General features: G+C 63.7%; 25 protein-coding genes. 15 read left to right on the forward strand and 10 right to left on the reverse strand.

Annotated elements, in window-relative coordinates; translation table 11 throughout:
* Window positions 1-30: 30 nt before the first annotated feature.
* From crcB to ftsK, 4 genes are read right to left on the reverse strand one after another with little or no spacing between them, the layout of a single operon-like run.
* Complete coding sequence (crcB, locus tag RTH46_RS12975; protein ID WP_153787124.1) at window positions 31-405, reverse strand: fluoride efflux transporter CrcB; 375 nt, start codon at window positions 403-405, stop codon at window positions 31-33.
* The gene (locus tag RTH46_RS12980; RefSeq protein WP_110993204.1) at window positions 402-1,727 is read right to left on the reverse strand and encodes a replication-associated recombination protein A; all 1,326 of its coding nucleotides are present in this window, start codon (window positions 1,725-1,727) and stop codon (window positions 402-404) included. Before RTH46_RS12980 ends, crcB begins: the two co-directional genes overlap by 4 nt.
* Before the next feature lie 12 nt (window positions 1,728-1,739).
* Complete coding sequence (gene lolA, locus RTH46_RS12985; RefSeq protein WP_110993203.1) at window positions 1,740-2,363, reverse strand: outer membrane lipoprotein chaperone LolA; 624 nt, start codon at window positions 2,361-2,363, stop codon at window positions 1,740-1,742.
* Window positions 2,364-2,422: 59 nt separating this feature from the next.
* Window positions 2,423-4,843 carry a DNA translocase FtsK gene (ftsK, locus tag RTH46_RS12990; RefSeq protein ID WP_316905852.1) on the reverse strand — a complete coding sequence of 807 codons (2,421 nt, stop codon included), beginning with the start codon at window positions 4,841-4,843 and terminating at the stop codon, window positions 2,423-2,425.
* Window positions 4,844-5,238: 395 nt separating this feature from the next.
* Here ftsK and aat point away from each other — a divergent pair, with 395 nt between their 5' ends.
* From aat to infA, 3 genes are all read left to right on the forward strand, one after another.
* Complete coding sequence (gene aat, locus RTH46_RS12995) at window positions 5,239-5,919, forward strand: leucyl/phenylalanyl-tRNA--protein transferase (RefSeq protein ID WP_316905853.1); 681 nt, start codon at window positions 5,239-5,241, stop codon at window positions 5,917-5,919.
* Between the two features lie 57 nt (window positions 5,920-5,976).
* Window positions 5,977-6,684, forward strand: coding sequence for an arginyltransferase (locus RTH46_RS13000; protein ID WP_125464656.1), 708 nt, complete (start codon window positions 5,977-5,979; stop codon window positions 6,682-6,684).
* Between the two features lie 103 nt (window positions 6,685-6,787).
* Entirely contained in the window at window positions 6,788-7,006 is a 219-nt protein-coding gene (gene infA / locus RTH46_RS13005) for a translation initiation factor IF-1 (protein ID WP_002553999.1), read from the forward strand.
* Between the two features lie 131 nt (window positions 7,007-7,137).
* On the opposite strand, the gene clpA is transcribed toward infA, so the two are convergent.
* Window positions 7,138-9,408: an ATP-dependent Clp protease ATP-binding subunit ClpA gene (gene clpA, locus RTH46_RS13010; protein WP_153787121.1), complete on the reverse strand. Its 2,271-nt coding sequence runs from the start codon at window positions 9,406-9,408 to the stop codon at window positions 7,138-7,140.
* A 30-nt stretch (window positions 9,409-9,438) separates the two neighbouring features.
* Entirely contained in the window at window positions 9,439-9,813 is a 375-nt protein-coding gene (clpS, locus tag RTH46_RS13015; RefSeq protein ID WP_028692390.1) for an ATP-dependent Clp protease adapter ClpS, read from the reverse strand.
* Window positions 9,814-10,043: 230 nt separating this feature from the next.
* Between clpS and cspD the strand changes: the two genes are divergently transcribed.
* The gene (gene cspD / locus RTH46_RS13020) at window positions 10,044-10,307 is read left to right on the forward strand and encodes a cold shock domain-containing protein CspD (RefSeq protein WP_153787120.1); all 264 of its coding nucleotides are present in this window, start codon (window positions 10,044-10,046) and stop codon (window positions 10,305-10,307) included.
* Between the two features lie 74 nt (window positions 10,308-10,381).
* On the opposite strand, the gene icd is transcribed toward cspD, so the two are convergent.
* The gene (gene icd / locus RTH46_RS13025) at window positions 10,382-11,638 is read right to left on the reverse strand and encodes an NADP-dependent isocitrate dehydrogenase (RefSeq protein ID WP_153787119.1); all 1,257 of its coding nucleotides are present in this window, start codon (window positions 11,636-11,638) and stop codon (window positions 10,382-10,384) included.
* 482 nt (window positions 11,639-12,120) lie between these two features.
* On the opposite strand from icd, the gene RTH46_RS13030 reads away from it, so the two are divergent.
* The 8 genes from RTH46_RS13030 (at window position 12,121) to RTH46_RS13065 (ending at window position 20,496) form a co-directional block, all read left to right on the forward strand.
* Window positions 12,121-14,346, forward strand: a complete 2,226-nt coding sequence (locus RTH46_RS13030; RefSeq protein WP_153787118.1) for an NADP-dependent isocitrate dehydrogenase — start codon at window positions 12,121-12,123, stop codon at window positions 14,344-14,346.
* Between the two features lie 168 nt (window positions 14,347-14,514).
* A complete protein-coding gene (locus RTH46_RS13035) occupies window positions 14,515-14,955 on the forward strand; it encodes an NUDIX hydrolase (protein ID WP_153787391.1) in 441 nt (146 codons plus the stop codon).
* Window positions 14,956-15,013: 58 nt separating this feature from the next.
* Complete coding sequence (mnmA, locus tag RTH46_RS13040) at window positions 15,014-16,138, forward strand: tRNA 2-thiouridine(34) synthase MnmA (protein WP_153787390.1); 1,125 nt, start codon at window positions 15,014-15,016, stop codon at window positions 16,136-16,138.
* The gene (gene hflD, locus RTH46_RS13045) at window positions 16,135-16,761 is read left to right on the forward strand and encodes a high frequency lysogenization protein HflD (protein WP_110993193.1); all 627 of its coding nucleotides are present in this window, start codon (window positions 16,135-16,137) and stop codon (window positions 16,759-16,761) included. Before mnmA ends, hflD begins: the two co-directional genes overlap by 4 nt.
* 201 nt (window positions 16,762-16,962) lie before the next feature.
* Window positions 16,963-18,333, forward strand: a complete 1,371-nt coding sequence (purB, locus tag RTH46_RS13050) for an adenylosuccinate lyase (protein ID WP_125859280.1) — start codon at window positions 16,963-16,965, stop codon at window positions 18,331-18,333.
* A gap of 81 nt (window positions 18,334-18,414) precedes the next feature.
* Window positions 18,415-19,581: a cupin domain-containing protein gene (locus RTH46_RS13055; RefSeq protein WP_316905854.1), complete on the forward strand. Its 1,167-nt coding sequence runs from the start codon at window positions 18,415-18,417 to the stop codon at window positions 19,579-19,581.
* Window positions 19,574-20,008: a GNAT family N-acetyltransferase gene (locus tag RTH46_RS13060; RefSeq protein WP_153787389.1), complete on the forward strand. Its 435-nt coding sequence runs from the start codon at window positions 19,574-19,576 to the stop codon at window positions 20,006-20,008. Before RTH46_RS13055 ends, RTH46_RS13060 begins: the two co-directional genes overlap by 8 nt.
* A gap of 245 nt (window positions 20,009-20,253) precedes the next feature.
* Entirely contained in the window at window positions 20,254-20,496 is a 243-nt protein-coding gene (locus tag RTH46_RS13065; protein WP_153787388.1) for a DUF1654 domain-containing protein, read from the forward strand.
* A 25-nt stretch (window positions 20,497-20,521) separates the two neighbouring features.
* Here the strand turns inward: RTH46_RS13065 and RTH46_RS13070 are convergent, their stop codons facing one another.
* The 3 genes from RTH46_RS13070 to RTH46_RS13080 form a co-directional block, all read right to left on the reverse strand.
* Entirely contained in the window at window positions 20,522-20,947 is a 426-nt protein-coding gene (locus RTH46_RS13070; protein ID WP_153787387.1) for a GTP pyrophosphokinase, read from the reverse strand.
* A gap of 115 nt (window positions 20,948-21,062) precedes the next feature.
* Entirely contained in the window at window positions 21,063-21,632 is a 570-nt protein-coding gene (locus RTH46_RS13075) for an SPOR domain-containing protein (protein WP_153787386.1), read from the reverse strand.
* Between the two features lie 79 nt (window positions 21,633-21,711).
* Entirely contained in the window at window positions 21,712-22,308 is a 597-nt protein-coding gene (locus RTH46_RS13080; RefSeq protein ID WP_316905855.1) for a TetR/AcrR family transcriptional regulator, read from the reverse strand.
* A gap of 92 nt (window positions 22,309-22,400) precedes the next feature.
* Here RTH46_RS13080 and RTH46_RS13085 point away from each other — a divergent pair, with 92 nt between their 5' ends.
* The 3 genes from RTH46_RS13085 to RTH46_RS13095 all read left to right on the forward strand — a co-directional run bounded on the left by RTH46_RS13085 (window position 22,401) and on the right by RTH46_RS13095 (window position 24,582).
* Window positions 22,401-23,000, forward strand: a complete 600-nt coding sequence (locus RTH46_RS13085; protein WP_316905856.1) for an NAD(P)H-dependent oxidoreductase — start codon at window positions 22,401-22,403, stop codon at window positions 22,998-23,000.
* A 101-nt stretch (window positions 23,001-23,101) separates the two neighbouring features.
* Entirely contained in the window at window positions 23,102-23,608 is a 507-nt protein-coding gene (locus tag RTH46_RS13090; protein WP_316905857.1) for a sigma-70 family RNA polymerase sigma factor, read from the forward strand.
* The gene (locus RTH46_RS13095) at window positions 23,605-24,582 is read left to right on the forward strand and encodes a FecR family protein (protein ID WP_316905858.1); all 978 of its coding nucleotides are present in this window, start codon (window positions 23,605-23,607) and stop codon (window positions 24,580-24,582) included. Before RTH46_RS13090 ends, RTH46_RS13095 begins: the two co-directional genes overlap by 4 nt.
* The last annotated feature ends 42 nt before the right edge of the window (window positions 24,583-24,624 follow it).

Here is a 24,624-nt window from a genome sequence, read left to right on the forward strand (position 1 = left end):
ATCGTTCTCTCGTTATAGGTAGGTGTTGGTTCAGAATCGGGTAAGGGTGAGGCCGGCCCAGGTCGCAAGCAGCCCGCCCACCACGCTAATACCGGTATAGCCCAAGGCTAGCGGAACCTGCCCGCTTTCGAGCAGGCGCACGGTATCCAGGGAAAAGGAAGAAAAGGTGGTCAGGCCACCGAGAAAGCCGACGATCAGCCCAGCGCGCAGCTCCACCGGCACCATGGGTTTGTGCAGGAACAGGCCGTACAGCAGGCCGATCAGCAGGCAGCCCACCAGGTTGACCGCCAGCGTACCGAGATAGAAATGCTTCGGCCAGTTGGCAGCGACCCAGTTGGTGGTGGCAAAGCGCAGCAGGGTACCGGCGATGCCGCCGGCACTGACGGCGGCGATGAGTGCGATCACGGTTTTCTCCGTTGGCGGGGGCTGGTGCGGTCGAGCTCGGCCAGGTGACGCAGCTTTTCGCCGATCTTCAGCTCCAGCCCACGCGGCACCGGCTGGTAGTACTGGCGCGGTTCCAGTTGCTCGGGGAAATAGTCTTCACCGGCGGCATAGGCATCCGGCTCGTCGTGGGCGTAGCGGTATTCCTCGCCGTAGCCCAGCTGCTTCATCAGCTTGGTCGGGGCATTGCGCAGGTGCAGCGGCACCTCCAGCGAACCGTGCTCGGCCGCTTCGCGCATGGCTGCCTTGAAGCCCATGTACACCGCATTGCTTTTCGGGGCGCAGGCGATGTAGGTGATGGCCTGGGCCACCGCCAGCTCGCCTTCCGGGCTGCCCAGGCGCTCCTGCACGTCCCAGGCCGCCAGGCACAGGCTCAGGGCACGCGGGTCGGCGTTGCCGATGTCTTCACTGGCCATGCGCACCACGCGCCGGGCGATGTACAGCGGGTCGCAGCCGCCGTCGAGCATGCGCGCGTACCAGTACAGCGCGCCGTCGGGGTTGGAGCCGCGCACCGACTTGTGCAGCGCCGAGATCTGGTCGTAGAACGCCTCGCCGCCCTTGTCGAAACGTCGACGGCTGTCGCCGAGCAGGCTTTGCAGGAGCTCGACGCCAATTTCACCGCCGTCGTCGGCCAGGTCCGAGGCATTCTCGAGGAAGTTGAGCATACGCCGGCCATCGCCATCGGCGGCGGCCATGAGCATCTTGAAGGCCTCGTCGCCCACCCGCAGGTTGCGCTTGCCCAGGCCGCGTTCCTCGCTCAGCGCACGGTCGACCAGCTTGCGCAGCGCCGCTTCGTCCAGGCTCTTGAGCACATACACTCGCGCCCGCGACAACAAGGCGTTGTTCAGTTCGAACGAGGGGTTTTCGGTAGTGGCGCCGATGAAGATCAGCGTGCCGTCCTCCACATAGGGCAGGAAGGCGTCCTGTTGCGACTTGTTGAAGCGGTGCACCTCGTCGACGAACAGGATGGTGCGCCGGCCGTACTGGCCGGCCTGCTGCTTGGCCACCTCGACCGCCTGGCGAATCTCCTTGACCCCGGCCAGCACCGCCGAGACCGTTTCGAAGTGCGCATCGCAGAACTGCGCCAGCAACCGCGCCAGGGTGGTCTTGCCCACCCCGGGCGGTCCCCAGAAGATCATCGAATGCAGCGCACCCTGCTCCAGCGCCTCGCGCAGCGGCTTGCCGCGCGCCAGCAGGTGCTCCTGGCCAACGTACTCGTCCAGGTTGGACGGGCGCAGCCTGGCGGCCAGGGGCTGGGCGACGGGTTCGCTTCGAAACAGGTCCATCACGGGCTCCGCTTACTCCTTGATGACGTCCGCGCCTTTGGGGATGTCGAACTTGAAGGTGCTGTCCGGCACCGCCTGGTTGGCCTTGACGCCATTGAACAGGATGTTGGTGCGCTGGCCGACACTGTCGATCAGTTGCATGTCGTTGATCAGGCCCTTGCGGAACGACACGCGCAGCGAGTCGAACAAGGTGTCCTTGGTCTTGGGCTTGAGGGTGAAGTCCATGACTTCGCCCTGCTCCTTGGACGTGATGTCAAAGCTCTGGCTGATCTTCGACACGTCACCGGACAGCAGCAGCGCCGGGGTCTGGTTCAGACGCACGTCGAGCTTCTTGATGGTGGCCTGTTCCAGATCCGGGTCCCACAGGGTGACGTTCTTGCCGTCGGACACCACCACCTGCTCCTGCGGTGCATTGGTGTGCCAGTAGAACAGGCCCGGGCGCTTGACGGTCATCTTGCCGGAGGTTTCCTGCAGGTTGGCACCGTCGGCGGCAAGGGTCAGCTGGGAAAAGTTGGCTTCAATGGTCTGCGACTTCTCCAGCAACTGGGTCAGGCGCTGCACATCCTGCTCGCCGGCATGGGCCGACAAAGTGCCCGCAGCCAGGGCAGAAACCAACAGCATGCGAATCGCGCGCATGGAAATCCTCGTAGAACAGTGGGTGGGCCGGGCACCTCGTGTGCCCGGCAGGGTGATCTTCAATCGCGTGGGCCGCCCGGGGCAATCACTTCCCGCGAGCCGTTGCTGTTCATGGGGGTGACCACACCGGCCATCTCCATCGACTCGATCATCCGCGCGGCGCGGTTGTAACCGATCTTCAGCTTGCGCTGTACCGCGGAAATCGAGGCCCGGCGGCTTTCCAGCACGAACTGCACGGCTTCGTCGTAGAGGGCGTCAGCTTCCGGGTCATCGCCGTCGCCACCACCACCGCCACCGCCGTCGAAGCCGCTGCCGGCCTCCTCGACACCATTGAGGATGTCGTCGTTGTAGTCCGGCGCGCCACGCAGCTTCCACGCCTCGACCGTGCGATGCACCTCGTCGTCGGAAACGAACGCGCCATGCACGCGGATCGGCAGGCTGGTGCCCGGCGGCATGTACAGCATGTCACCGTGGCCCAGCAGCTGCTCGGCGCCACCCTGGTCGATGATGGTCCGCGAGTCGATCTTGCTCGACACCTGGAACGCCATGCGGGTCGGGATGTTGGCCTTGATCAGGCCGGTGATCACGTCCACCGACGGGCGCTGGGTGGCCAGGATCAGGTGGATACCGGCGGCACGGGCCTTCTGGGCGATACGGGCGATCAGTTCTTCGACCTTCTTGCCGACGATCATCATCATGTCGGCGAATTCGTCGACCACCACCACGATGGTCGGCAGGGTCTTCAGCGTCGGCGGCTCGTCGTCCATGCTCTCGCGACGGTACAGCGGGTCGTGGATGACCTCGCCGGCCTCTTGCGCGTCCTTGATCTTGCGGTTGAAGCCGGCCAGGTTACGCACACCCATGGCCGCCATCAGCTTGTAGCGCCGCTCCATCTCGGCAACGCTCCAGCGCAGGGCATTGGCGGCGTCCTTCATGTCGGTGACCACCGGGCACAGCAGGTGCGGAATGCCTTCGTAGATCGACAGTTCGAGCATTTTCGGGTCGATCATGATCAACCGCGCGTCTTCCGGGCCCGATTTGAACAGGATCGACAGGATCATGGCGTTCACACCCACCGACTTACCGGAGCCAGTGGTACCGGCCACCAGCAGGTGGGGCATCTTCGCCAGGTCGGTGATCACCGGCTTGCCGCCGATATCGTGGCCCAGGGCCAGGGTGACCGGCGACTTGTTCTCGTCGAACTGCGGCGACGACAGCACTTCGGAGAAGCGCACCATCTGGCGGTTCTCGTTGGGGATCTCGATACCCACGGTGGTCTTGCCGGGGATCACTTCGACCACCCGCACGCTGGTCACGGCCAGCGAACGCGCCAGGTCCTTGGCCAGGTTGGCGATGCGGCTGACCTTCACGCCTGCGGCGGGCTGGATTTCGTAACGGGTAATCACCGGGCCCGGGTGAATCGAATCGACAGAGACTTCGACGCCGAACTCTTTCAGTTTGATTTCCAGCAGGTGGCCGACCCCAGCCAGGGACTCCGGCGAGTACTCGATCTTCTTCTGCTCGGCCGGGTCGAGGATGGAGATCGAAGGCAGCGTGCCTTCCACGGCGCTGTCGACGAACAGCGGCGCCTGCTTCTCCTTCATCACCCGCTTGCTCGGCTCGGGCGCCTTGACCTGCGGCGGCGGCATGTTGATCACCGGGGCCGGCTGTTGTTCGCGCTGGGCCACATGCTTGGTCAGGGCTTCGTCGCGCTCGATGATGCGCTCGCGGGCCTTGATCTGCTCGCGTTTGTCCGGCACCACCGGGGCGACCACTTCATCGACCTGCTCGTCCACTTCGCGCAGCTGCGCCACCAGGCGCTTGCGCTCGTTGCGCGCCTCCCACCAGCGGTTGGCGGCACCCTGCACCAGCTCGAACAGGTCGAGGGTGATCTTGCCGGTGACGTCCATCACCTTGAACCACGACAGGTCGGTGAACACGGTCAGACCGAACAGGAACAGCGCAATGAACATCAGCGTGCTGCCCTGCACGTTGAGCAGGTTGCGCGCCAGATCCCCAAGGCTCTCGCCCAGGGCCCCGCCAGCGGAGAACGGCAGGCTCTCCGAGGGGTGGAAATGAATATGCGCCAGCGCCGCGCCCGACAGCACCAGGAACACCAGGCCGATCAGCCGCCAGGAAAACAGCCAGCCGCTCCACTGCCAAGGCTGGTGACGTTCGCGGAAGATCTGCCAGGTCTTGATCGCCAGCAGCAGCGGGAAAATGTAGGCGAAGTAGCCGAGCACCATGAACAGGATGTCGGCGAAGTAGGCACCGGCACGGCCAGCGGCGTTCACCACCTGCTCGGTGTTGCTGGTGTGGCTGAAGCCAGGGTCGGAGGTGTCGTAGGTGAGCAGCGCCATCCACAGGTACAGGCACAGGGCACCGACGGCGATCAACGCACCTTCCTTGAGGCGGTAATGCAGCTGTTGCCGCCACAGGGGCACTGGCAAGGGGGCTGGAGTTGCGGTGGATTTCTTCAAAACGCGTCTATTCCTGCGCGAATAGTGATTGGCCGGTGACTGGCCAACAAATCACTACTTTTAACATTACTGCCCGCCAGCCGCCATGGCGGCACGCCGTTTCGGGCGTGAACGGGGGCTACTTTCATTTAGTTGCAATTTGAGCATGCATTTTCTTTTGTGACAAAGGCTTATGCTGTGTTTTTGCACAGGTGTGACAGCAAATGCGTCAGATGGTGCCAGCCGGCTGATGAATATGCGGCCTGAGCGGACGCATTCGCGGGTAAACCCGCTCCCACAGGGACCGCGCATAACCTGTAGGAGCGGGTTTACCCGCGAACAGGCAAAGGATGATTGACCCTGCCAGGCGCGCACGCCATGCTGGTCGCCCTCCCCTCCCCCACCGCCCAAGACCCATGCTCACCTGGCTGACCCGCGACTCGCTGACCTTCCCGCCCCTGGAAAAAGCTCTGCATGACCCCAACGGCCTGCTGGCCGCCGGCGGCGACCTCACTCCCGACCGGCTGGTCGCAGCCTATCGCCACGGCTGCTTCCCCTGGTACCAGGATGGCCAGCCAATCCTCTGGTGGTCGCCCGACCCACGCACCGTGCTGTTCCCTGACGAACTGCACGTTTCGCGCTCACTGGCCAAGCTGATCCGCCAGGGCCGCTACCAGGTCAGCTTCGACACCGACTTCGCTGCCGTGATTGCCGCCTGCGCCGCGCCACGCGATTACGCCGACGGCACCTGGATCACCGACAACATGCGCGCCGCCTACTGCGAACTGCACCGGCGCGGCATCGCCCATTCAGTGGAGGTGCGCCTGGATGGCGAGCTGGTGGGCGGCCTCTACGGGCTGGCCATGGGCCGGCTGTTCTTCGGCGAATCGATGTTCAGCCGTGCCGACAACGCATCGAAAGTGGGCTTCGTAGCCCTGGTCGAGCACTTGCGCGAAGCCGGTTTCGCCCTGATCGACTGCCAGATGCCGACCAACCACCTGCACAGCCTGGGCGCCCGCGCCATCAGCCGGGCGAACTTCGCCGAACACCTGGCCAGGTACCTCGATACCCCCAGCCACGCCACCTGGGTTCGCTAGGCGAGTTCCCGGAGCTGGCTTACACTTAGTAACAACGTCTCACCGAAGGGGTTGATCATGACAGAGCTGGCGCGGTTGAAGTTCTATGCCACTCAACCCCACTCCTGCAGCTACCTGCCGGACGAACAGGCCACCACGCTGTTTCTCGACCCGAGCCAGCCGATGGACGTGCACGTGTACGCCGACCTGTCGGAAATGGGCTTTCGTCGCAGCGGCGACCACCTCTATCGCCCGCATTGCCAGCACTGCAATGCCTGCGTACCGGCGCGCATTCCCGCCGCACGCTTCATCCCCAATCGCCAGCAACGGCGCATCCTCAAGCGCAACGCCGACCTGACCGTCACGGCCGCGCGTCCGGCATTCAAGGAAGAGTATTTCGACCTCTACCGGCGCTACATCGAGCAGCGCCACGCTGATGGCGACATGTACCCGCCAAGCCGCGACCAGTTCGCCACCTTCCTGGTGCGCGACCTGCCGTTCTGCTGGTTCTACGAGTTCCGCCTCGATGGCCGCCTGCTGGCCATCGCGGTCTGCGACCTGCTGCCCAACGGCCTGTCGGCGGTGTACACCTTCTACGAGCCCGAGGAAGAACGCCGCAGCCTCGGCCGCTATGCCATTCTCTGGCAGATCGGCGAAGCCCTGCGGCAGAACCTCGATGCCGTCTACCTGGGCTACTGGATCAAGAACTGCAAGAAAATGAACTACAAGACCCAGTACCGCCCCATCGAATTGCTGATCAACCAGCGCTGGGTCAGCCTCAACTGAAAGCATTGGCTTGAAACACAATTTTCGGGCATAATCCACGCCACTTTTTTTGCCCGGTGCAGTTACGCGTCGGGCCAACTCTGGACACCGAGGGCTTTACTGCATGTCGAAAGAAGACAGCTTCGAAATGGAAGGCACTGTCGTCGACACCCTGCCCAACACCATGTTCCGCGTGGAGTTGGAAAACGGGCACGTCGTTACCGCGCATATCTCTGGCAAGATGCGCAAGAACTACATCCGTATTCTCACTGGCGACAAGGTCCGCGTCGAACTGACGCCATACGACCTGAGCAAGGGCCGCATCACCTACCGTGCGCGCTAAGCTCCAGCCATAAAAAAGCCCGGCCATGTGCCGGGCTTTTTTATGGGCCGTGAAAAGCATCGCGGGGCAAGCCCGCTCCCACGCCAGCAAACACTGCCTGACGTGGGAGCGGGCTTGCCCCGCGATGATGTTTACGCGACTTCAGCCGTGGTCTCGTAATCGAACACCAACTCGCCATCGCGCAGATCGATGTGCACCACACCGCCATGCTCGGCCAACTCGCCAAACAGGATCTCTTCGGCCAGCGGCCGCTTGATCTTGTCCTGGATCAGCCGCGCCATAGGCCGCGCCCCCATCTGCACATCGTAGCCCGAGGCCGCCAGCCAGCCGCGCGCGGCATCGGTAACCTCCAGCAGCACGCGCTTGTCCTCGAGCTGCGCCTGCAACTCGATGAGGAACTTGTCGACGATGCTCTTGATGGTCTCGTGGGACAGACGACCAAACTGGATGATGGTGTCCAGGCGGTTGCGGAACTCCGGCGTGAAGCTCTTGCGAATGACCTCCATCGCGTCGGACGAGTGATCCTGATGGGTGAAACCAATCGAGGCCCGCGCGGCGGTTTCGGCACCGGCGTTGGTGGTCATGATCAGGATCACGTTGCGGAAGTCCGCCTTGCGCCCGTTGTTGTCGGTCAGGGTGCCGTGGTCCATCACCTGCAGCAGCAGGTTGAAGACTTCCGGGTGGGCCTTCTCGATTTCGTCGAGCAGCAGCACGCAGTGCGGTTGCTTGGTGATTGCCTCGGTCAGCAGGCCACCCTGGTCGAAACCGACGTAGCCGGGTGGCGCACCGATCAGGCGCGACACGGTATGCCGTTCCATGTACTCGGACATGTCGAAGCGCACCAACTCGACACCCAGCGCCTTGGCCAACTGGCGGGCGGCTTCGGTCTTGCCCACGCCAGTGGGGCCGGCGAACAGGAACGAGCCGACAGGCTTGTCCGGCGCTTTAAGCCCTGCACGCGACAGCTTGATCGCCGTGGCCAGCGAATCGATGGCCGCATCCTGACCAAATACGGTCAGCTTCAGGTCACGCTCCAGATTGCGCAGCAGCTCTTTGTCGGAACTGGTGACATGCTTCGGCGGAATCCGCGCGATCTTGGCAACGATATCCTCGACCTGCGGCACCTCGATACGCTTGACCCGGCTGGCTTCCGGCTGCAGGCGCTGGTAGGCACCCGCCTCGTCGATCACGTCGATGGCCTTGTCCGGCATGTGCCGATCGTTGATGTAGCGCGAAGCCAGCTCTGCTGCTGCCCGCAACGCCTCATCGCTGTACTCGATGTTGTGATGGCTCTCGAAGCGCCCCTTCAAGCCGCGCAGGATGCCAACGGTGTCTTCCACCGAAGGCTCGGTGACATCGACCTTCTGGAAACGCCGCGCCAGGGCGCGGTCCTTCTCGAAGATGCCACGAAACTCCTGGAAGGTGGTCGAGCCGATGCAGCGGATATCACCCGACGACAGTAACGGCTTGAGCAGATTGGAGGCATCCATCACACCGCCGGAAGCTGCACCGGCACCGATGATGGTGTGGATCTCGTCGATGAACAGGATCGCCTGCGGACGTTTTTTCAGCTCGCCGAGCAGCGCCTTGAAGCGCTTCTCGAAGTCGCCGCGGTACTTGGTACCCGCCAGCAGCGCACCCAGGTCGAGCGAATAGACCACGCTCTGGGCCAGCAGATCGGGCACCTGGCCATCGACGATGCGCTTGGCCAGGCCTTCGGCGATGGCGGTCTTGCCCACCCCGGCCTCGCCGACCAGCAGCGGGTTGTTCTTGCGGCGACGAGCGAGGATCTGCGCAACGCGCTCGACCTCCTGCTCGCGCCCCACCAGCGGATCGATACGCCCGGCACGGGCCAGTTCGTTCAGGTTGCTGGCATAGGCGTCCAGCGGATTGCTGGACGACGAGGTTTCGCCACCCTCCTCGTCCTGCATGTCCTGGTCGCTGTCGTTGTGCGACCCGTGGCCAGGCACCTTGCTGATGCCATGGGCGATGTAGTTGACCACATCGATGCGCGCCACGCTCTGCTGCTTGAGCAGAAACACCGCCTGGCTTTCCTGTTCGCTGAAGATCGCCACCAGCACGTTGGCGCCGGTCACTTCGCGCTTGCCGGAACTTTGCACATGGAACACGGCACGCTGCAGCACACGCTGGAAGCCCAGCGTCGGTTGCGTTTCACGGTCCTCGTCATGCACGGGGATCAGCGGCGTGGTCGAATCGATGAACTCCTGCAGGTCATGCTTGAGCTTGTCGAGATTGGCGCCACAGGCGCGCAGAACGGTCGCGGCAGCCTCATTGTCAAGGAGTGCCAGCAGCAGATGTTCGACGGTCATGAACTCATGACGCTTCGAACGAGCCTCCTTGAAGGCCAGATTGAGGGTGACTTCGAGCTCGCGGTTTAACATAGCTTCACCTCATACCCAAGTGGTCGGCGATTAACCGTCCTTCTCGATTTCACAGAGTAGCGGATGCTGGCTTTCCCTGGCGTATTGGTTGACCTGCATGGCCTTTGTCTCGGCGATGTCCCGGGTAAACAATCCGCACACTGCCCGCCCTTCGGTATGGACGGTCAGCATGATCTTGGTCGCCAGCTCGCGGTTCAGATTGAAGAACGTCTCGAGCACTTCGACGACGAAATCCATTGGTGTGTAGTCATCATTGAACAAAACCACCTTGTACATCGGTGGCGCCTGCAGGATCGGTTTGGCCTCCTGCACCGCAAGGCCGGCACCGTCATCCTCATGCCCGTCCTCATGGGACTGCGGGCGGTCCTGATTGAATGTTAGTCGAATCTCACTGGGTACATGCATGGAAAGAATTTCATCATGATCGACAGGTTAAGGTTGTGAGTTGACCGCGCAGGCCCCTGTCGGCGCGGGCGCCGGGTGACCTTGACTATCGGCAAAACGGTGTTACAACCAATAAGAACCCACCGTGGTCGATAAAGATCCGCGCAGTCAACCAGATTTTTCGCAAGGTTCGTATGCGGATAACGTGGATGATACTCCAGTGATGGAGTCCTTTGCAGAGGGACATAGGGATGGCAAGCGGTAAAGTCAAGTGGTTCAACAATGCCAAGGGCTATGGATTCATCAATGAAGAGGGTAAGAGCGAAGACCTGTTCGCCCATTACTCCGCCATCCAGATGGATGGCTACAAGACATTGAAAGCCGGCCAGGCAGTCACGTTCGAGCTCGTGCAAGGTCCCAAGGGCACGCATGCGGTGAATATCCAGAGTGTCACCGCCAGCAGTGCAGGTACCAGCACAGGCAATGCCGCCCCTGCCAATACCGCCCAAGCCTGATCCCCGCTCATTGCCGGTATACGAAAAAAACGGCCGCTTCTTTAATAAAGAGGCGGCCGGTTTTTTTGCCCGCCTTACATGTGCTTGATCATTGCCTCGCCAAAGCCGGAACTGCCGACCAGCGTTGCGCCGTCCATCAGACGCTCAAAATCATAAGTCACCGTCTTGGCCGCAATCGCGCCATTGGTGCCCTTGATGATCAGGTCGGCGGCCTCGGTCCACCCCATGTGCCGCAGCATCATTTCGGCCGACAGGATCACCGAGCCTGGGTTGACCTGATCCTTGCCAGCGTATTTGGGCGCGGTGCCGTGGGTGGCCTCGAACATGGCCACGGTATCCGACAGGTTGGCCCCCGGCGCGATGCCGATGCCGCCCACCTCCGCCGCCAGCGCGTCGGACAGGTAGTCGCCATTGAGGTTGAGCGTGGCGATCACGTCGTATTCGGCCGGGCGCAGCAGGATCTGCTGGAGCATGGCATCGGCGATGGCGTCCTTGACGATCACTTCACGGCCGGTCTTCGGGTTCTTGAACTTCATCCAGGGGCCGCCGTCCAGCAGTTCGGCGCCGAACTCGTCACGGGCCACTTCATAACCCCAATCCTTGAACGCGCCTTCGGTGAACTTCATGATGTTGCCCTTGTGCACCAGGGTCAGCGACTTGCGATCGTTGTCCACCACATACTGCAGCGCCTTGCGCACCAGGCGCTTGGTGCCCTCCCGGGAAACCGGCTTGACGCCGATACCGCAGTCCTGGTCGAAACGGATCTTGGTAACGCCCATTTCCTCCTTGAGGAACTTGATCACCTTGTTCGCCTCGGGCGAGCCGGCCTTCCACTCGATACCGGCGTAGATGTCTTCTGAGTTCTCGCGGAAGATCACCATGTCGACGTCACCCGGCTTCTTCACAGGGCTGGGCACACCCTGGAACCACACCACAGGCCGCAGGCACACGTAAAGGTCGAGCTGCTGGCGCAACGCCACGTTGAGCGAGCGAATACCGCCACCGACCGGCGTGGTCAGCGGCCCCTTGATCGACACCACATAGTCTTTCACCGCATCCAGGGTTTCCTGGGGCAGCCAGGTGTCCTGGTCATAGACTTGCGTGGCCTTCTCGCCGGCATATACCTCCATCCAGGCGATCTTGCGCTTGCCGCCGTAGGCCTTCTGCACGGCTGCATCCACCACCTTGATCATCACCGGCGAAACGTCCACGCCGATACCGTCGCCTTCGATGTAGGGGATGATGGGGTTGTCGGGAACATTGAGCGAATGGTCTGCATTGACGGTGATCTTGGTGCCGTCAGTCGGAACCTTGATTTTCTGGTATCCCATGCTGCACTACTCCGCTTTTCGCTGGTGTGATTGAAAAACGCGCGATGCACTGAGCCTAAACCAGGATTGCCGAGCTGCAAGCTGCAAGTTTCAAGCGGCAAGAGATGAGCTGTTCTTGCACCTTGCAGCTTGCGACTTGCAGCTGCCGCCCTGCGGCATTGCGCCACATTGCCCCTACGTCTTTGGTCTTATAAATGGCGCGATCGCACTTGACCTTGCTGAATCGACCAAAGGGTTTGATATACTGCGCCGCGACCGCAGGGTCATCGGGGCGAATCCCAGGAAAATGCGGACCGCCCTTGGCCATGAATGGCCACGAAGCCTGGGTTGTTACCGCACCCCAGCACTTGACGCTCGACTGATGCATCCACCATCACCGCTCGCAGCCTCTCGACTTTCCGCTCATGGCGATGCCAGGGCGAAGCGCCTACCCTGCGCACCTCGAGACTCGAGTACGCTCAGCACATAGAGAGTTAACCCGCATGCCCACCCGTTCCAAGATCATCTACACCTTCACCGACGAAGCCCCCGCCCTCGCCACCTATTCGCTGCTGCCGATCGTCGAAGCCTTCACTGCTTGCGCCGACATCGCCGTCGAAACCCGCGACATCTCCCTGGCCGGCCGCATCCTCGCGGCGTTCCCGGAGCAACTGGGCACCCAGAAGCAGGTAGCCGATCACCTGGCGGAACTGGGCCAGCTGGCCACCACCCCTGAAGCCAACATCATCAAGCTGCCGAACATCTCCGCTTCGGTCCCGCAGTTGAAGGCCGCCATCAAGGAACTGCAAGCCAAGGGCTTCAACATTCCTGACTACGCCGACGAGCCGGCCAGCGCCGAAGAGAAAGAATCCCGCGCACGCTACGACCGCATCAAAGGTTCGGCCGTGAACCCGGTGCTGCGCGAAGGCAACTCCGACCGCCGCGCACCGCTGTCGGTCAAGAACTACGCCCGCAAGCACCCGCACAAAATGGGCGCCTGGGCCGCCGACTCCAAGTCGCACGTTGCCCACATGACCCAGGGCGACTTCTACGGCAGCGAGAAAGCCGCACTGATCGAGGCTGACGACAGCCTGCGCATCGAGCTGGTCGGCAAAGACGGCAGCACCACCGTCCTGAAAGAAAAGACCGCGGTCAAGGCCGCCGAAGTCATCGACTGCGCCACCATGAGCCGCAAAGCGCTCAAGGCCTTCATCGCCGAGCAGATCGCCGATGCCAAGGCATCTGGCGTGCTGCTGTCGGTACACCTGAAAGCCACCATGATGAAGGTCTCCGACCCGATCATGTTCGGCGTGATCGTCGAAGAGTTCTACGGCGACGTGCTCAACAAGCACGCCGCAGCCCTGACCGAAGTAGGCTTCAACGCCAACAACGGTATCGGCGACCTGTACGCCCGCATCAAGGACCTGCCAGCCGACAAGCAGGCCGAGATCGAAGCCGACATCCAGGCCCTGTACGCCGTTCGTCCGGCCCTGGCCATGGTCAACTCGGACAAAGGCATCACCAACCTGCACGTACCGAGCGACGTCATCGTCGACGCCTCGATGCCTGCGATGATCCGTGACTCGGGCAAGATGTGGAACACCGCCGGCGAGCTGCAAGACGCCAAGGCCGTGATCCCGGACCGCTGCTACGCCGGCATCTACCAGGCCACCATCGAAGACTGCAAAGTCAACGGCGCCTTCGACCCGACCACCATGGGCAGCGTACCGAACGTTGGCCTGATGGCGCAGAAAGCCGAAGAATACGGCTCCCACGACAAGACCTTCCAGATCAAGGCCGACGGCGTCGTGCGCGTGGTCGACGGCAAGGGCAAAGTCGTGCTGGAGCAGAACGTCGAAGCCGGTGACATCTTCCGCATGTGCCAGACCAAGGACGCGCCGATCCAGGACTGGGTCAAGCTGGCCGTCAACCGCGCCCGCCTGAGCAACACCCCGGCGGTGTTCTGGCTGGACCCGGCTCGCGCCCACGACGGCGTGATGATCGAGAAGGTACAGGCGTACCTGAAGGATCACGACACCACCGGCCTGGACATCCGCGTCCTGGCCCCGGTCGATGCCATCAAGTTCTCCCTGGCCCGCATCCGCGAAGGCAAGGACACCATCTCGGTGACCGGCAACGTGCTGCGCGACTACCTGACCGACCTGTTCCCGATCATGGAGCTGGGCACCAGCGCCAAGATGCTGTCGATCGTCCCGCTGATGAACGGCGGTGGCCTGTTCGAAACCGGCGCCGGCGGTTCGGCACCGAAGCACGTGCAGCAGCTGGTCGAAGAGAACTTCCTGCGCTGGGATTCGCTGGGTGAGTTCCTGGCCCTGGCCGCCTCGCTCGAGCACCTGGGCAACACCTACGCCAACCCGCGCGCCAAGGTCCTGGCCAACACCCTGGACCAGGCCACCGGCAAGTTCCTCGACACCAACAAGTCGCCTTCGCGCAAGGTCGGCGGTATCGACAACCGTGGCAGCCACTTCTACCTGACCCTGTACTGGGCAGAGGCCCTGGCCGCCCAGAGCGACGACGCCGCCCTGCAGGCGCGCTTCGCCCCGCTGGCAAAAACCCTGGCCGAGAACGAAGCGACCATCGTCGCCGAGCTCAACGCCGTTCAGGGCAAGCCAGCCGACATCGGTGGCTACTATGCACCGGATGCCGAGCTGACCGCCAAGGTGATGCGCCCAAGCCAGACCCTGAACAGCGCCATTGCCGCCCTGTAAGGTTCGCTTGAAGTAACAGCACAAACCCCGGCCACGCACCGGGGTTTGTGCTTTCTGAAGCCTGTGAAAAACTCCGTGGGAGCGGGCTTGCCCCGCGATTGCGTCCGTTCAGGTACATTGCAATCGCGGGGCAAGCCCGCTCCCACGCCCCTACCCGGAAACCGCTCCATGACCTGGCAACCCCACATCACCGTAGCCACCATCGTCGAGCACGAAGGCAAGTTCCTCTTCGTCGAAGAATTCAAAGCCAACCAGCACGTCTTCAACCAGCCCGCCGGTCACCTCGAAGCCAACGAGACCCTACCCCAGGCCGCCCTGCGCGAAACCCTCGAAGAAACCGCCTGGGAGGTCGAGCTCACCGGCGTGGTCGGCATCTACCTCTATACCGCACCCAGCAACGGCGTCACCTACCAGCGCATCTGCTTCGCCGCCCGCCCCGTGCGCCACCACCAGGGCCTGGCCCTGGACAGCGATATCGTCCGCGCCGTCTGGCTGACCCGCGACGAACTGCTGGCCGACCCTACGCGCTGGCGCAGTGAGCTGGTGCCGCGTTGCCTGGACGACTACCTGAAAGGCCCGTTGCACAGCCTCGAGCTGCTGCGCGACTGACGCCGCGCCGCGGGTTTGATAGAATCCGCGCTTTTCCCCCTGATACACATCGGTAGCCATGACCAGCCCAGCACTCAAAGACCCCGCCAAGACCCGCGTCATCGTCGGCATGTCCGGCGGCGTGGACTCTTCCGTTTCCGCCCTCCTGCTCATCGAACAGGGCTACCAGGTGGAAGGTCTGTTCATGAAGAACTGGGAAGAGGACGACGGCACCGAATACTGCACCGCCCGCGAAGACCTGGCCGACGCCCAGGCCGTGTGCGACCGCATCGGCATCAAGCTGCATACCGCCAACTTCGCCGCCGAGTACTGGGACCATGTGTTCGAGCACTTCCTCGAAGAATACAAGGCCGGCCGCACGCCCAACCCGGACATCCTCTGCAACCGCGAAATCAAGTTCAAGGCGTTCCTCGACTACGCCCTGTCGCTGGGCGCCGACCTGATCGCCACCGGCCACTACGTGCGCCGCCGCGACACCGGCGCGATCACCGAACTGCTCAAGGGCCTGGACCCGAACAAGGACCAGAGCTACTTCCTGCACGCCGTCGGCGGCAAGGAAATCGCCCGCACGCTGTTCCCGGTCGGCGAACTCGAAAAACCCGAAGTGCGTGCCATTGCCGAGAAACACGGCCTGGCCACGGCCAAGAAGAAGGACTCCACCGGCATCTGCTTTATCGGCGAGCGCCGCTTCAGCGACTTCCTCAAGCAGTACCTGCCGGCCCAGCCTGGTGAAATCCAGACCACCGACGGTGAAGTGATCGGCCGCCACCACGGCCTGATGTACCACACCATCGGCCAGCGCCAGGGCCTGGGCATCGGCGGCCTCAAGGATGCCGGCGACGAACCGTGGTACGTGCTGCACAAGGACCTGGCCCGCAATGTGCTGGTGGTCGGCCAGGGCAACGAGCACCCGTGGCTGTTCTCCCGCGCCCTGCTGGCCTCGGAAATCTTCTGGGTCAACCCCGTCGACCTGAGCAGCCCGCGCCGCCTCACCGCCAAAGTGCGCTACCGCCAGGGTGACCAGCACTGCACCCTCGAACAGACCGAAAATGGCTACCGCGCCGTGTTCGACGAGCCGCAACGCGCCGTCACCCCCGGCCAGTCGGTGGTGTTCTACGACGGTGAAGTGTGCCTGGGCGGCGGCGTGATCGAAATTGCCGAGCCGTGGAGCCCGCGCGCATGAGCAACCTGCAGGAGCAATTGATCGCCCTGGGCGGCGTGTTCCAGGCCGCCGTGCTGGTGGACCGCATCGCCCGCACCGGCCAGGCCAGCGAAGCCACGCTGGGCTGCATGCTCGGCAGCCTGCTGGTGCGCGACCCCAAGGACACCCTGGAAGTGTTCGGCGGCGACGACCTCAACCTGCGCGACGGCTACCGCGCGCTGGTCGGTGCCCTGGAGCGCGACCCCAGCAGCCTGCAGCGCGAACCGCTGCGCTACGCGCTGTCCATGCTCGGCCTGGAACGCCAACTGGCCAAGCGTGGCGACCTGCTCGACACCATCGGCAACCGCCTGCCGCAGATCCAGTCCCAGGCCGAGCATTTCGGCCTGGTTCACGATAACGTCATCGCTTCCAGTGGAGCCTTGTACCAGGACACCCTGAGCACCCTGCGCCAGCGCATCCAGGTGCACGGCGACATGCGCTTCCTGCAGCAGGCCAACAACGCCTCGAAGATTCGCGCCCTGCTGCTGGCCGGTATCCGCGCCGCGCGCCTGTGGCGCCAGCTGGGCGGGCACCGCTGGCAGTTGGTGTTCAGCCGCCGCAAATTGCTCAACGAGCTGTACGGCATGATGCGCACCAACGATTGAAGTAAACCGTGGGAGCGGGCTTGCCCCGCGATGCCGGACGCTTCGCCGCCATCGCGGGGCAAGTCGCAGCGGCGCACCGCCGCTCCCACAGGAATACCACACGCTTCGAAACGGCCCGACCTTTGGTCAGCCACCCGACCCCGGCGCATTTTTCATGTATGATATGCGCCCCCCAAAAGCCTGACTGTCCGAGAACACCCCATGCAGCTCTCTTCGCTCACTGCGGTTTCCCCTGTAGACGGCCGTTACGCCGGCAAAACCCAGGCCTTGCGCCCCATCTTCAGCGAATTCGGCCTGATCCGTTTCCGCGCCCTGGTCGAAGTGCGCTGGCTCCAGCGCCTGGCCGCCCACCCGCAAATCGGCGAAGTGCCGGCGTTCTCCGCCGAAGCCAACGCCGTGCTGGACAGCCTGGCCACCGATTTCAAACTCGAGCACGCCGAACGCGTCAAGGAAATCGAGCGCACCACCAACCACGACGTCAAGGCCATCGAGTACCTGCTCAAGGAGCAGGCCGCTCAACTGCCTGAACTGGCCAAGGTCAGCGAGTTCATCCACTTCGCCTGCACCAGCGAGGACATCAACAACCTGTCCCACGCCCTGATGCTGCGCGCTGGCCGTGACGAAGTGCTGCTGCCACTGATGCGTCAGATCGCCGAAGCGATCCGCACCCTGGCTCACACCCACGCCGCCGTGCCGATGCTGTCGCGCACCCACGGCCAGCCGGCTTCGCCGACCACCCTGGGCAAAGAGCTGGCCAACGTCGTCTACCGCCTGGAGCGCCAGATCGCCCAGGTAGCCGCCGTGCCGCTGCTGGGCAAGATCAACGGTGCCGTGGGCAACTACAACGCCCACCTGTCGGCCTACTCGCAGATCGACTGGGAGCAGAACGCCCGCGCCTTCATCGAAGACGAGCTGGGCCTGGTGTTCAACCCCTACACCACCCAGATCGAACCGCACGACTACATCGCCGAGCTGTTCGACGCCATCGCCCGCTTCAACACCATCCTCATCGACTTCGACCGCGACGTCTGGGGCTACATCTCGCTGGGCTACTTCAAGCAGAAGACCGTCGCCGGTGAAATCGGCTCCTCGACCATGCCGCACAAGGTCAACCCGATCGACTTCGAAAACTCCGAAGGCAACCTGGGTATCGCCAACGCACTGTTCCAGCACCTGGCCAGCAAGTTGCCGATCTCGCGCTGGCAGCGTGACCTGACCGACTCCACCGTGCTGCGCAACCTGGGCGTGGGCTTCGCCCACAGCGTCATCGCCTACGAGGCCAGCCTCAAGGGCATCGGCAAGCTGGAAGTCAACGAAGCCCGCATCGCCGCCGACCTGGACGCCTGCTGGGAAGTGTTGGCCGAGCCGATCCAGACCGTGATGCGCCGCTTCAACATCGAGAACCCCTACGAGAAGCTCAAAGAGCTGACCCGTGGCAAGGGCATCACCCCTGAAGCGCTGCTGACCTTCATCGACGGCCTGGACATGCCGGCCGACGCCAAGGCCGAGCTCAAGCTGCTCACGCCTGCGACCTACATCGGCAACGCCGTGGCCCAGGCCAAACGCGTCTAAGCTGACCGTCGCGTTCAACGCCCGGCCTGGCCGGGCGTTTTTATTCCCGTACAAAAATTACGTTTTATCAATAGGTTGAACATGAATTCTGATACTCCACTGCAACTGCTGGGCGGCCTTACGGCCCGTGAATTCCTGCGCGACTACTGGCAGAAGAAGCCGCTGCTGGTGCGTCAGGCCTTCCCCGACTTCATCAGCCCCATCGACGCCGACGAACTGGCCGGCCTGGCCCTGGAAGAAGAAGTCGAGTCGCGCCTGGTGCTCGAGCACGGCGAGCGCCCGTGGGAGCTGCGCCGCGGCCCGTTCGCCGAAGACGCCTTCAGCGACCTGCCCGAGCGCGACTGGACCCTGCTGGTCCAGGCCGTGGACCAGTTCGTGCCGGAAGTGGCCGAGTTGCTGGAAAACTTCCGTTTCCTGCCCAGCTGGCGTATCGATGACGTGATGATCAGCTACGCCGCCCCCGGTGGCAGCGTCGGCCCGCATTTCGACAACTACGACGTGTTCCTGCTGCAAGGCGACGGCAAGCGCAACTGGAAAGTCGGCCAGATGTGCAACAGCGACAGCCCGCTGATCGACCACGCCGACCTGCGCATCCTCGCCGACTTCGAACAGAGCGACGAGTGGACCCTGGAGCCCGGCGACATGCTCTACCTGCCACCGCGCCTGGCCCACTACGGCGTCGCCGAAGACGAATGCCTGACCTACTCGGTGGGCTTCCGCGCGCCGAGCGCCGCCGAAGTGCTGACCCACTTCACCGACTTCCTCGGCCAGTTCCTGCCCGAAGAAGAGCGCTACAGCGACGCCGACGCCCAGCCGGTCAGCGACCCGCACGAGATCCAGCACGATGCCCTCGACCGCCTCAAGGCGCTGATCGACAAGCACATGTCCGACAAGGACCTGCTGCTGACCTGGTTCGGCCAGTTCATGACCGAGCCGCGCTACCCAGAGCAGGTTGCCGGTGAAGAACTGAGCGAAGAGGACCTGGTCAACTACCTCGAACAGGGCGCCGTGCTGATCCGCAACCCAAGCGCGCGCATGGCCTGGTCCGAGCTCAATGACGACCTGATGCTGTTCGCCAGCGGGCGCAGCTGCCCACTGCCGGCCAAACTGCGCGAACTGCTCAAGCTGGTGTGCGCCGCCGATGCCCTGCACATCGACAACCTTGCCCAGTGGCTGCAGGACGAAGACGGCCTGATGCTGATCCAGCAACTGGTCATGCAAGGCAGCCTGGGGTTCGCCGATGAATAAGATCAGCGTTCGCCTGGCCGACTGGCACAAAGACAACGCCGACATCCACCGCATCCGCAGCGCCGTGTTCGTCGCCGAACAGCATGTGCCGCCAGAGCTCGAGTTCGACGCCGAAGACCCGACGGCCGTGCATTTCCTGGCCATGGAAGGCGACTACCCGATCGGCACCGCCCGCCTGCTGCCCGACGGCACCATCGGCCGGGTGTCGGTGCTCAAGGACTGGCGCGGCCTGCACGTGGGCGATGCGCTGATGCATGCGGTCATCACCGAGGCGCAGAACCGCGACCTCAAGCAGCAGATGCTCAGCGCCCAGGTGCACGCCACTCCGTTCTATGAGCGCCTGGGGTTCCGCGTGGTCAGCGAGGAGTTCCTCGAGGCCGGCATCCCGCACGTCGACATGGTGCGTGACTCGCGCGAACTGGTCTGACTGAGCCCCCGCGCCCCCTGTGGGAGCGGGTTTACCCGCGAAGTGGACACCGCGGACTCTGGCACCCGCTTCGCTGGTGTTCGCGGGTAAACCCGCTCCCACAGGCCCCATGATCAGCGCTGTACCTGTAGGAGCTGGCTTTGCCGGCAAACGGATCACCACGTATACCTTTACTCTCACGCCTTGTTGCGAAATGGCCTACAGTGAAATACTGTATGCGCATACAGCACAACAAGGAACACCCCGTGGCCAGCACCCCCGCAGCAACGCCAAGCAGTTATGAACAACTGGGTCAGCGCATCCAGAAGATCATCAACAGCCCGATCGCCCAGCGCAGCCGCGCCGCCTTGATCTTCCGCCTCGAACAGGAAACGCCCGAAGACTGGGACACCCTGCTCGCAGAAATCGCCGAGAACGACAACGTCACCCTCGCCCACCGCGATGACGGCGGCGTGCAGATCTTCTGGACAGTACCGCAGGAAGACTGACCGGCCAGCCTGTGGCCGACAGCGCTCAGCCCAGCGTTTGCAGGTAGGCGCTGGCTTGCTGGTAGCGGGCCAGGCGGGCGAGATCCGCCGGGCCCGGGCGGGCGATGCGCGACAGGTCGCTGTTGTCGGCCAGGTCGGCCAGCTTCACTTCACGGGCCAACGGGTCGACGCCCAGGCGGATGACGAAGGCTTCGTAGCTTTCGCCTTCACGCCGGCTCAGGGCCAGCAGCGCGGCAAGTATCTTCAGCGGGAAGCCCTCGCGGGCAAGGTCGGAGAGGGTGAACGGGGTGTCTTCCAGCACATCGTGCAGCACCGCGACGATCCGCTGCTCGGGCGTGGTCACCCGCGCCATCACCCGCAGCGGGTGGAGGATATAGGCCGCCCCACCCTTGTCGTACTGCCCTTCATGTGCCCTGGTGGCCAGCGCGATGGCACGTTCCAGCGTTGCCATGTGGCTCTCCTGCTCAGCGTTCGCCCCCTCAGCATAGCCGGTAAAAATGTCCTTCGACATCAAGGCCCTGCCAAGGGTGAGCCATCTGCAACATGACGACTTCTTGACGGTACTGTCAGCGCGCGACACCGTGCTGGATGACCACCGAGTCGGTTCCCAGCTTGGCCATGACCTCCGCCTTGCGCGCATCGGCCTCGGCCTTGCTCGGGTACGGCCCGATCAACACCACCGGCTTGCCTTCACGGTATTCGACCCAGGACGGGATGCCCTTCTCGATCAGGCGCGCGGTCATGTCGGTCAGGGCGCCCATGTTCGGGCCCTGGATCACTTCCACATCCCAGCCTTCCGGCGCCGGCTGGTCAGCCAGGGCCTCGGCACGGCGCTGCAGCTCGGCGCCGCCGCAGATTTCACGGATGCGCAGGTCATTGCCGGTTTCGTCGATGATGATCTGATACTGGCCGTCGCGCTTGATCGCCACGTAGCTGCGATACGCCTCGTACTGCCCGGCATCGTCCTTGCCGCGCACCTGGCCGCAGATGGAGCCCTGGGTGTCGAAGCGCACATTGGCGAACTTGGCCGTCTTGGGGTTCTTCAGGTGCTCGGCCACCTGGTTGTGTACCCCTTCGACCTCGTTGTTGCAGCCCGCCAGGGCCAACACTGCCATTACCACAGCCAGTTTGCGCACGCGTGTACCTCCAATTTCGAAGGGGCGGATTCTAGCATGACCAATGCTTGAGGCCGGGGGTTATCCCACCCGCGCAGGCTCAGCGCCGGCTGACCATCGCGACAATGGTCGCCTGCAGTTCCTGGCGCGCGGCCTCAGGCGCAAGCTCCCCGCAAGCGGCGGCCTGCGACAGGGCCTCGGCAGCCCCGACCAAGGCCCGCAAGCCCGCGGTATCGATGTCGCCCCCTGCGGCGAACGGCGCCAGGGCCTGGCGGCACTTGTCGAGAAACGGCCCCTCATAGACGCGTTTGAGGGCCTCCATTTCCGGTGAGCCCGCCAGCGCCGCGCTGACCCCGGGAATCTCGCGCCCTTGGCTCATCACGCAATTCACATAGGCGTCGGCGATCACCTGCGCCCGGCCAGCCAGGTCGGCCGGGCCGCCGGCCAGGGCGCTGTCGAGCATGGCGGTCTGCCGGGCGTCGTACTCCTGATACAACGCCACCAGCAGCCCGGTGCGGGTCTCGAAGTGGTCATACACCACGGGCTTGGTGACCCCGGCCTGCTCGGCCAACCGGCCCAGGCTCAGGCTTTCGGTGCCCTCTTCGCGCACCAGCTGCCAGGCCACATCGAGCAACTGACGACGGCGCTGCTCACGGGAAAGGCGCTTGCGCGAGGGGGTCTTGTCATCGCTTGACATCGCTTACCTACCAAAAGTAACTTACCAAGGGTAACTTACCGCGAGTATATAGCGCTCGCGGTTTTCCTGCACACCTTGATGGAGTCCTCGCCATGCATGCCCTGATCGTCATTGGTCACCACGACCCTGCATCCCTCACCCATGCCCTCGCCGGGCAGATTGCTGCCGGTTTGCATGCCGCCGGCCATACCAGCGAATTCGCCGACCTGGGGGCCGAGCAGTTCGACCCGCGCTTCGGCCTTGCCGACCACGCCGTGCACCGACGCCAGGCTGCGGCCCCGGCAGACGTGCTGGCCGAACAGGCGCGCATCGAACGGGCCGACACTCTGGTGCTGGTCTACCCCATCTACTGGTGGTCGCTGCCCGCCTTGCTCAAGGGCTGGGTGGAGCGGGTGTTCAGCAATGGCTGGGCATTCGACTACCACGCCGATGGCAAGCTGATCAAAAAGCTCGACGGCATGACCGTGCACCTGGTCGGCGTGGCCGGGGCCGACGCTGGCACCTTCGAGCGCCACGGCTACAACCAGGCCATGGCGACGCAGATCGAACACGGCATCTTCGACTATTGCGGCGCCGAGGTGCTCAGCACCACGCTGCTCACCGACAGCGAAATCCAGGACAATCGCGCCAGCCTTGAACGCGCGCGGCAACTGGGCGAGCGATTGTTCGCCGGCAGCCTCGCCGTCGCCTGACCCGCACTGCCCAGGGGCGGCAAGCCGCCGCCCCATTGCAGGAACCCGAACGACCCGGCCACCATTGAGAACAATTTACATTAATACTCGGAAACCGGTCGTTGGACAGCACTTCAACCCGCAAGCTGGGCTTCTTCTTCAGCGACCACCATCGCTGGCTGCTGCAACACATCAACAAGCGCCTGCGCAACCGTGCCGATGCCGAGGACACTGCCGCCGAAGCGTTCTGCCAGATGCTCGGTGCGCGGGTCGACCCCGACAGCATCCAGCAGCCCCGCGCCTACCTGTCGACCATCGCCCGCCGGTTGATCTTCGACCGCCACCGTCGCCGCCAACTCGAACAAGCCTACCTGGAGCGCCTGGCCCTGTTGCCAGAGCCAGTGGCCCCTTCGGCCGAGGAACAACTGCTGCTGCTCGAGGCGCTGGTCACCATCGACCAGGTGCTCGATGGCCTGCCGGATATCGTCAAGGCGGCCTTCCTCTATAGCCAGCTCGATGGCCTGAGTTACGTCGACATCGCGGCCAAGCTGAACCTGTCAGAACGCACTGTCAGCCGCTACATGAAACAGGCGCTGCGCCAATGCTACCTGTGCGAGCTGCAGCCATGAGCCGCCAGGTGCTCGACAGCATCAGCGAACAGGCCATCGACTGGATGGTGGAACTCAACGCTGGCGGCCATGACGCCGACTTGCCCGCGCGCCTGCAGCTTTGGCTGGGCCAGGACCCTCGGCACCAGCAGGCGTGGGACTTGCTGCAACAGCGCCTGGGCCGCCCTTGCGCGGTACTGCGCGGCCTTGATGCGCGGGCGCCCGGCCAGACCGAAGCCACCCGCCGCCTCCTGTTGCAACCCACCCGCAGCCGCCGCGACGTGCTGCGCAGCATGGTCGGCCTCGGCCTGCTGGGTGGCGGGCTATGGGCCGGTTGGCGCAGTGACGCGGCCCTGGGCTGGCGGGCCGACCTGCATACCGCCAGCGGCCAGCGCCGCAGTTACACCCTGGACGATGGCAGCCGCCTGAGCCTCAATAGCCACAGTGCGGTCGACGTGCAGTTCGATGCCGGCCAACGCCTGGTGATATTGCGTCGCGGCGAACTGCTGATCCAGGTCGCCGCCGACCCGCATCGCCCGCTGCGGGTCCGCACCGCGCAAGGCCAGGTGCAGGCCCTGGGCACGCGCTTCCTGGTCAGCCAGGAGGCGGGCTCGACCCGTGTGGTGGTGCTGCAACACAGCGTACGCGCCAGCCTCGCCGACGGCCGCCAGCTCGATCTGCAGGAAGGCCAGGCCGCCTTGCTGCGCAGCAGCGGTATCGAACTGCTCGCGCAGGAACAACGCCAGCGCGCAGCCTGGCTCGAAGGCCGCCTGGAGGTGCTCGATGAGCCGCTGCACCAGGTGATCGAAGCCCTGCGCGACTACCAGCCCGGTTTCATCCGCCTGGCCCCCGAAGTGCGCAACCTGCGCGTACAAGGCGTGTTCCCGCTGGACCAGCCCCGGGAGGCCCTGCAGGCCTTGGGCGAAGCCCTGCCGATCCGCATCGAGCACTACGGCCCGTGGCTGACCCTGATCGGGCCGTCGGCCGCGGGTTGAAAATATTTTTTGAAAATCATTCGCAATGGTGTCCGGTTTTCA

It is taken from the genome of Pseudomonas sp. zfem004 (genome assembly GCF_032621715.1).
Taxonomy (GTDB): Bacteria; Pseudomonadota; Gammaproteobacteria; order Pseudomonadales; family Pseudomonadaceae; genus Aquipseudomonas; species Aquipseudomonas sichuanensis.

What these genes read in the sequence shown, in the direction of transcription:
- mnmA (WP_153787390.1), top strand. Translation starts at nt 15,014, where the DNA reads ATGACCAGCCCAGCACTCAAAGACCCCGCCAAGACCCGCGTCATCGTC.
- RTH46_RS13095 (WP_316905858.1), top strand. Translation starts at nt 23,605, where the DNA reads ATGAGCCGCCAGGTGCTCGACAGCATCAGCGAACAGGCCATCGACTGG.
- clpA (WP_153787121.1), bottom strand. Translation starts at nt 9,408, where the DNA reads ATGTTAAACCGCGAGCTCGAAGTCACCCTCAATCTGGCCTTCAAGGAG.
- RTH46_RS13085 (WP_316905856.1), top strand. Translation starts at nt 22,401, where the DNA reads ATGCATGCCCTGATCGTCATTGGTCACCACGACCCTGCATCCCTCACC.
- purB (WP_125859280.1), top strand. Translation starts at nt 16,963, where the DNA reads ATGCAGCTCTCTTCGCTCACTGCGGTTTCCCCTGTAGACGGCCGTTAC.
- RTH46_RS13060 (WP_153787389.1), top strand. Translation starts at nt 19,574, where the DNA reads ATGAATAAGATCAGCGTTCGCCTGGCCGACTGGCACAAAGACAACGCC.
- RTH46_RS13070 (WP_153787387.1), bottom strand. Translation starts at nt 20,947, where the DNA reads ATGGCAACGCTGGAACGTGCCATCGCGCTGGCCACCAGGGCACATGAA.
- hflD (WP_110993193.1), top strand. Translation starts at nt 16,135, where the DNA reads ATGAGCAACCTGCAGGAGCAATTGATCGCCCTGGGCGGCGTGTTCCAG.
- clpS (WP_028692390.1), bottom strand. Translation starts at nt 9,813, where the DNA reads ATGCATGTACCCAGTGAGATTCGACTAACATTCAATCAGGACCGCCCG.
- RTH46_RS13080 (WP_316905855.1), bottom strand. Translation starts at nt 22,308, where the DNA reads ATGTCAAGCGATGACAAGACCCCCTCGCGCAAGCGCCTTTCCCGTGAG.
- aat (WP_316905853.1), top strand. Translation starts at nt 5,239, where the DNA reads ATGCTCACCTGGCTGACCCGCGACTCGCTGACCTTCCCGCCCCTGGAA.
- lolA (WP_110993203.1), bottom strand. Translation starts at nt 2,363, where the DNA reads ATGCGCGCGATTCGCATGCTGTTGGTTTCTGCCCTGGCTGCGGGCACT.
- cspD (WP_153787120.1), top strand. Translation starts at nt 10,044, where the DNA reads ATGGCAAGCGGTAAAGTCAAGTGGTTCAACAATGCCAAGGGCTATGGA.
- RTH46_RS13030 (WP_153787118.1), top strand. Translation starts at nt 12,121, where the DNA reads ATGCCCACCCGTTCCAAGATCATCTACACCTTCACCGACGAAGCCCCC.
- icd (WP_153787119.1), bottom strand. Translation starts at nt 11,638, where the DNA reads ATGGGATACCAGAAAATCAAGGTTCCGACTGACGGCACCAAGATCACC.
- RTH46_RS12980 (WP_110993204.1), bottom strand. Translation starts at nt 1,727, where the DNA reads ATGGACCTGTTTCGAAGCGAACCCGTCGCCCAGCCCCTGGCCGCCAGG.
- RTH46_RS13055 (WP_316905854.1), top strand. Translation starts at nt 18,415, where the DNA reads ATGAATTCTGATACTCCACTGCAACTGCTGGGCGGCCTTACGGCCCGT.
- RTH46_RS13035 (WP_153787391.1), top strand. Translation starts at nt 14,515, where the DNA reads ATGACCTGGCAACCCCACATCACCGTAGCCACCATCGTCGAGCACGAA.
- infA (WP_002553999.1), top strand. Translation starts at nt 6,788, where the DNA reads ATGTCGAAAGAAGACAGCTTCGAAATGGAAGGCACTGTCGTCGACACC.
- RTH46_RS13000 (WP_125464656.1), top strand. Translation starts at nt 5,977, where the DNA reads ATGACAGAGCTGGCGCGGTTGAAGTTCTATGCCACTCAACCCCACTCC.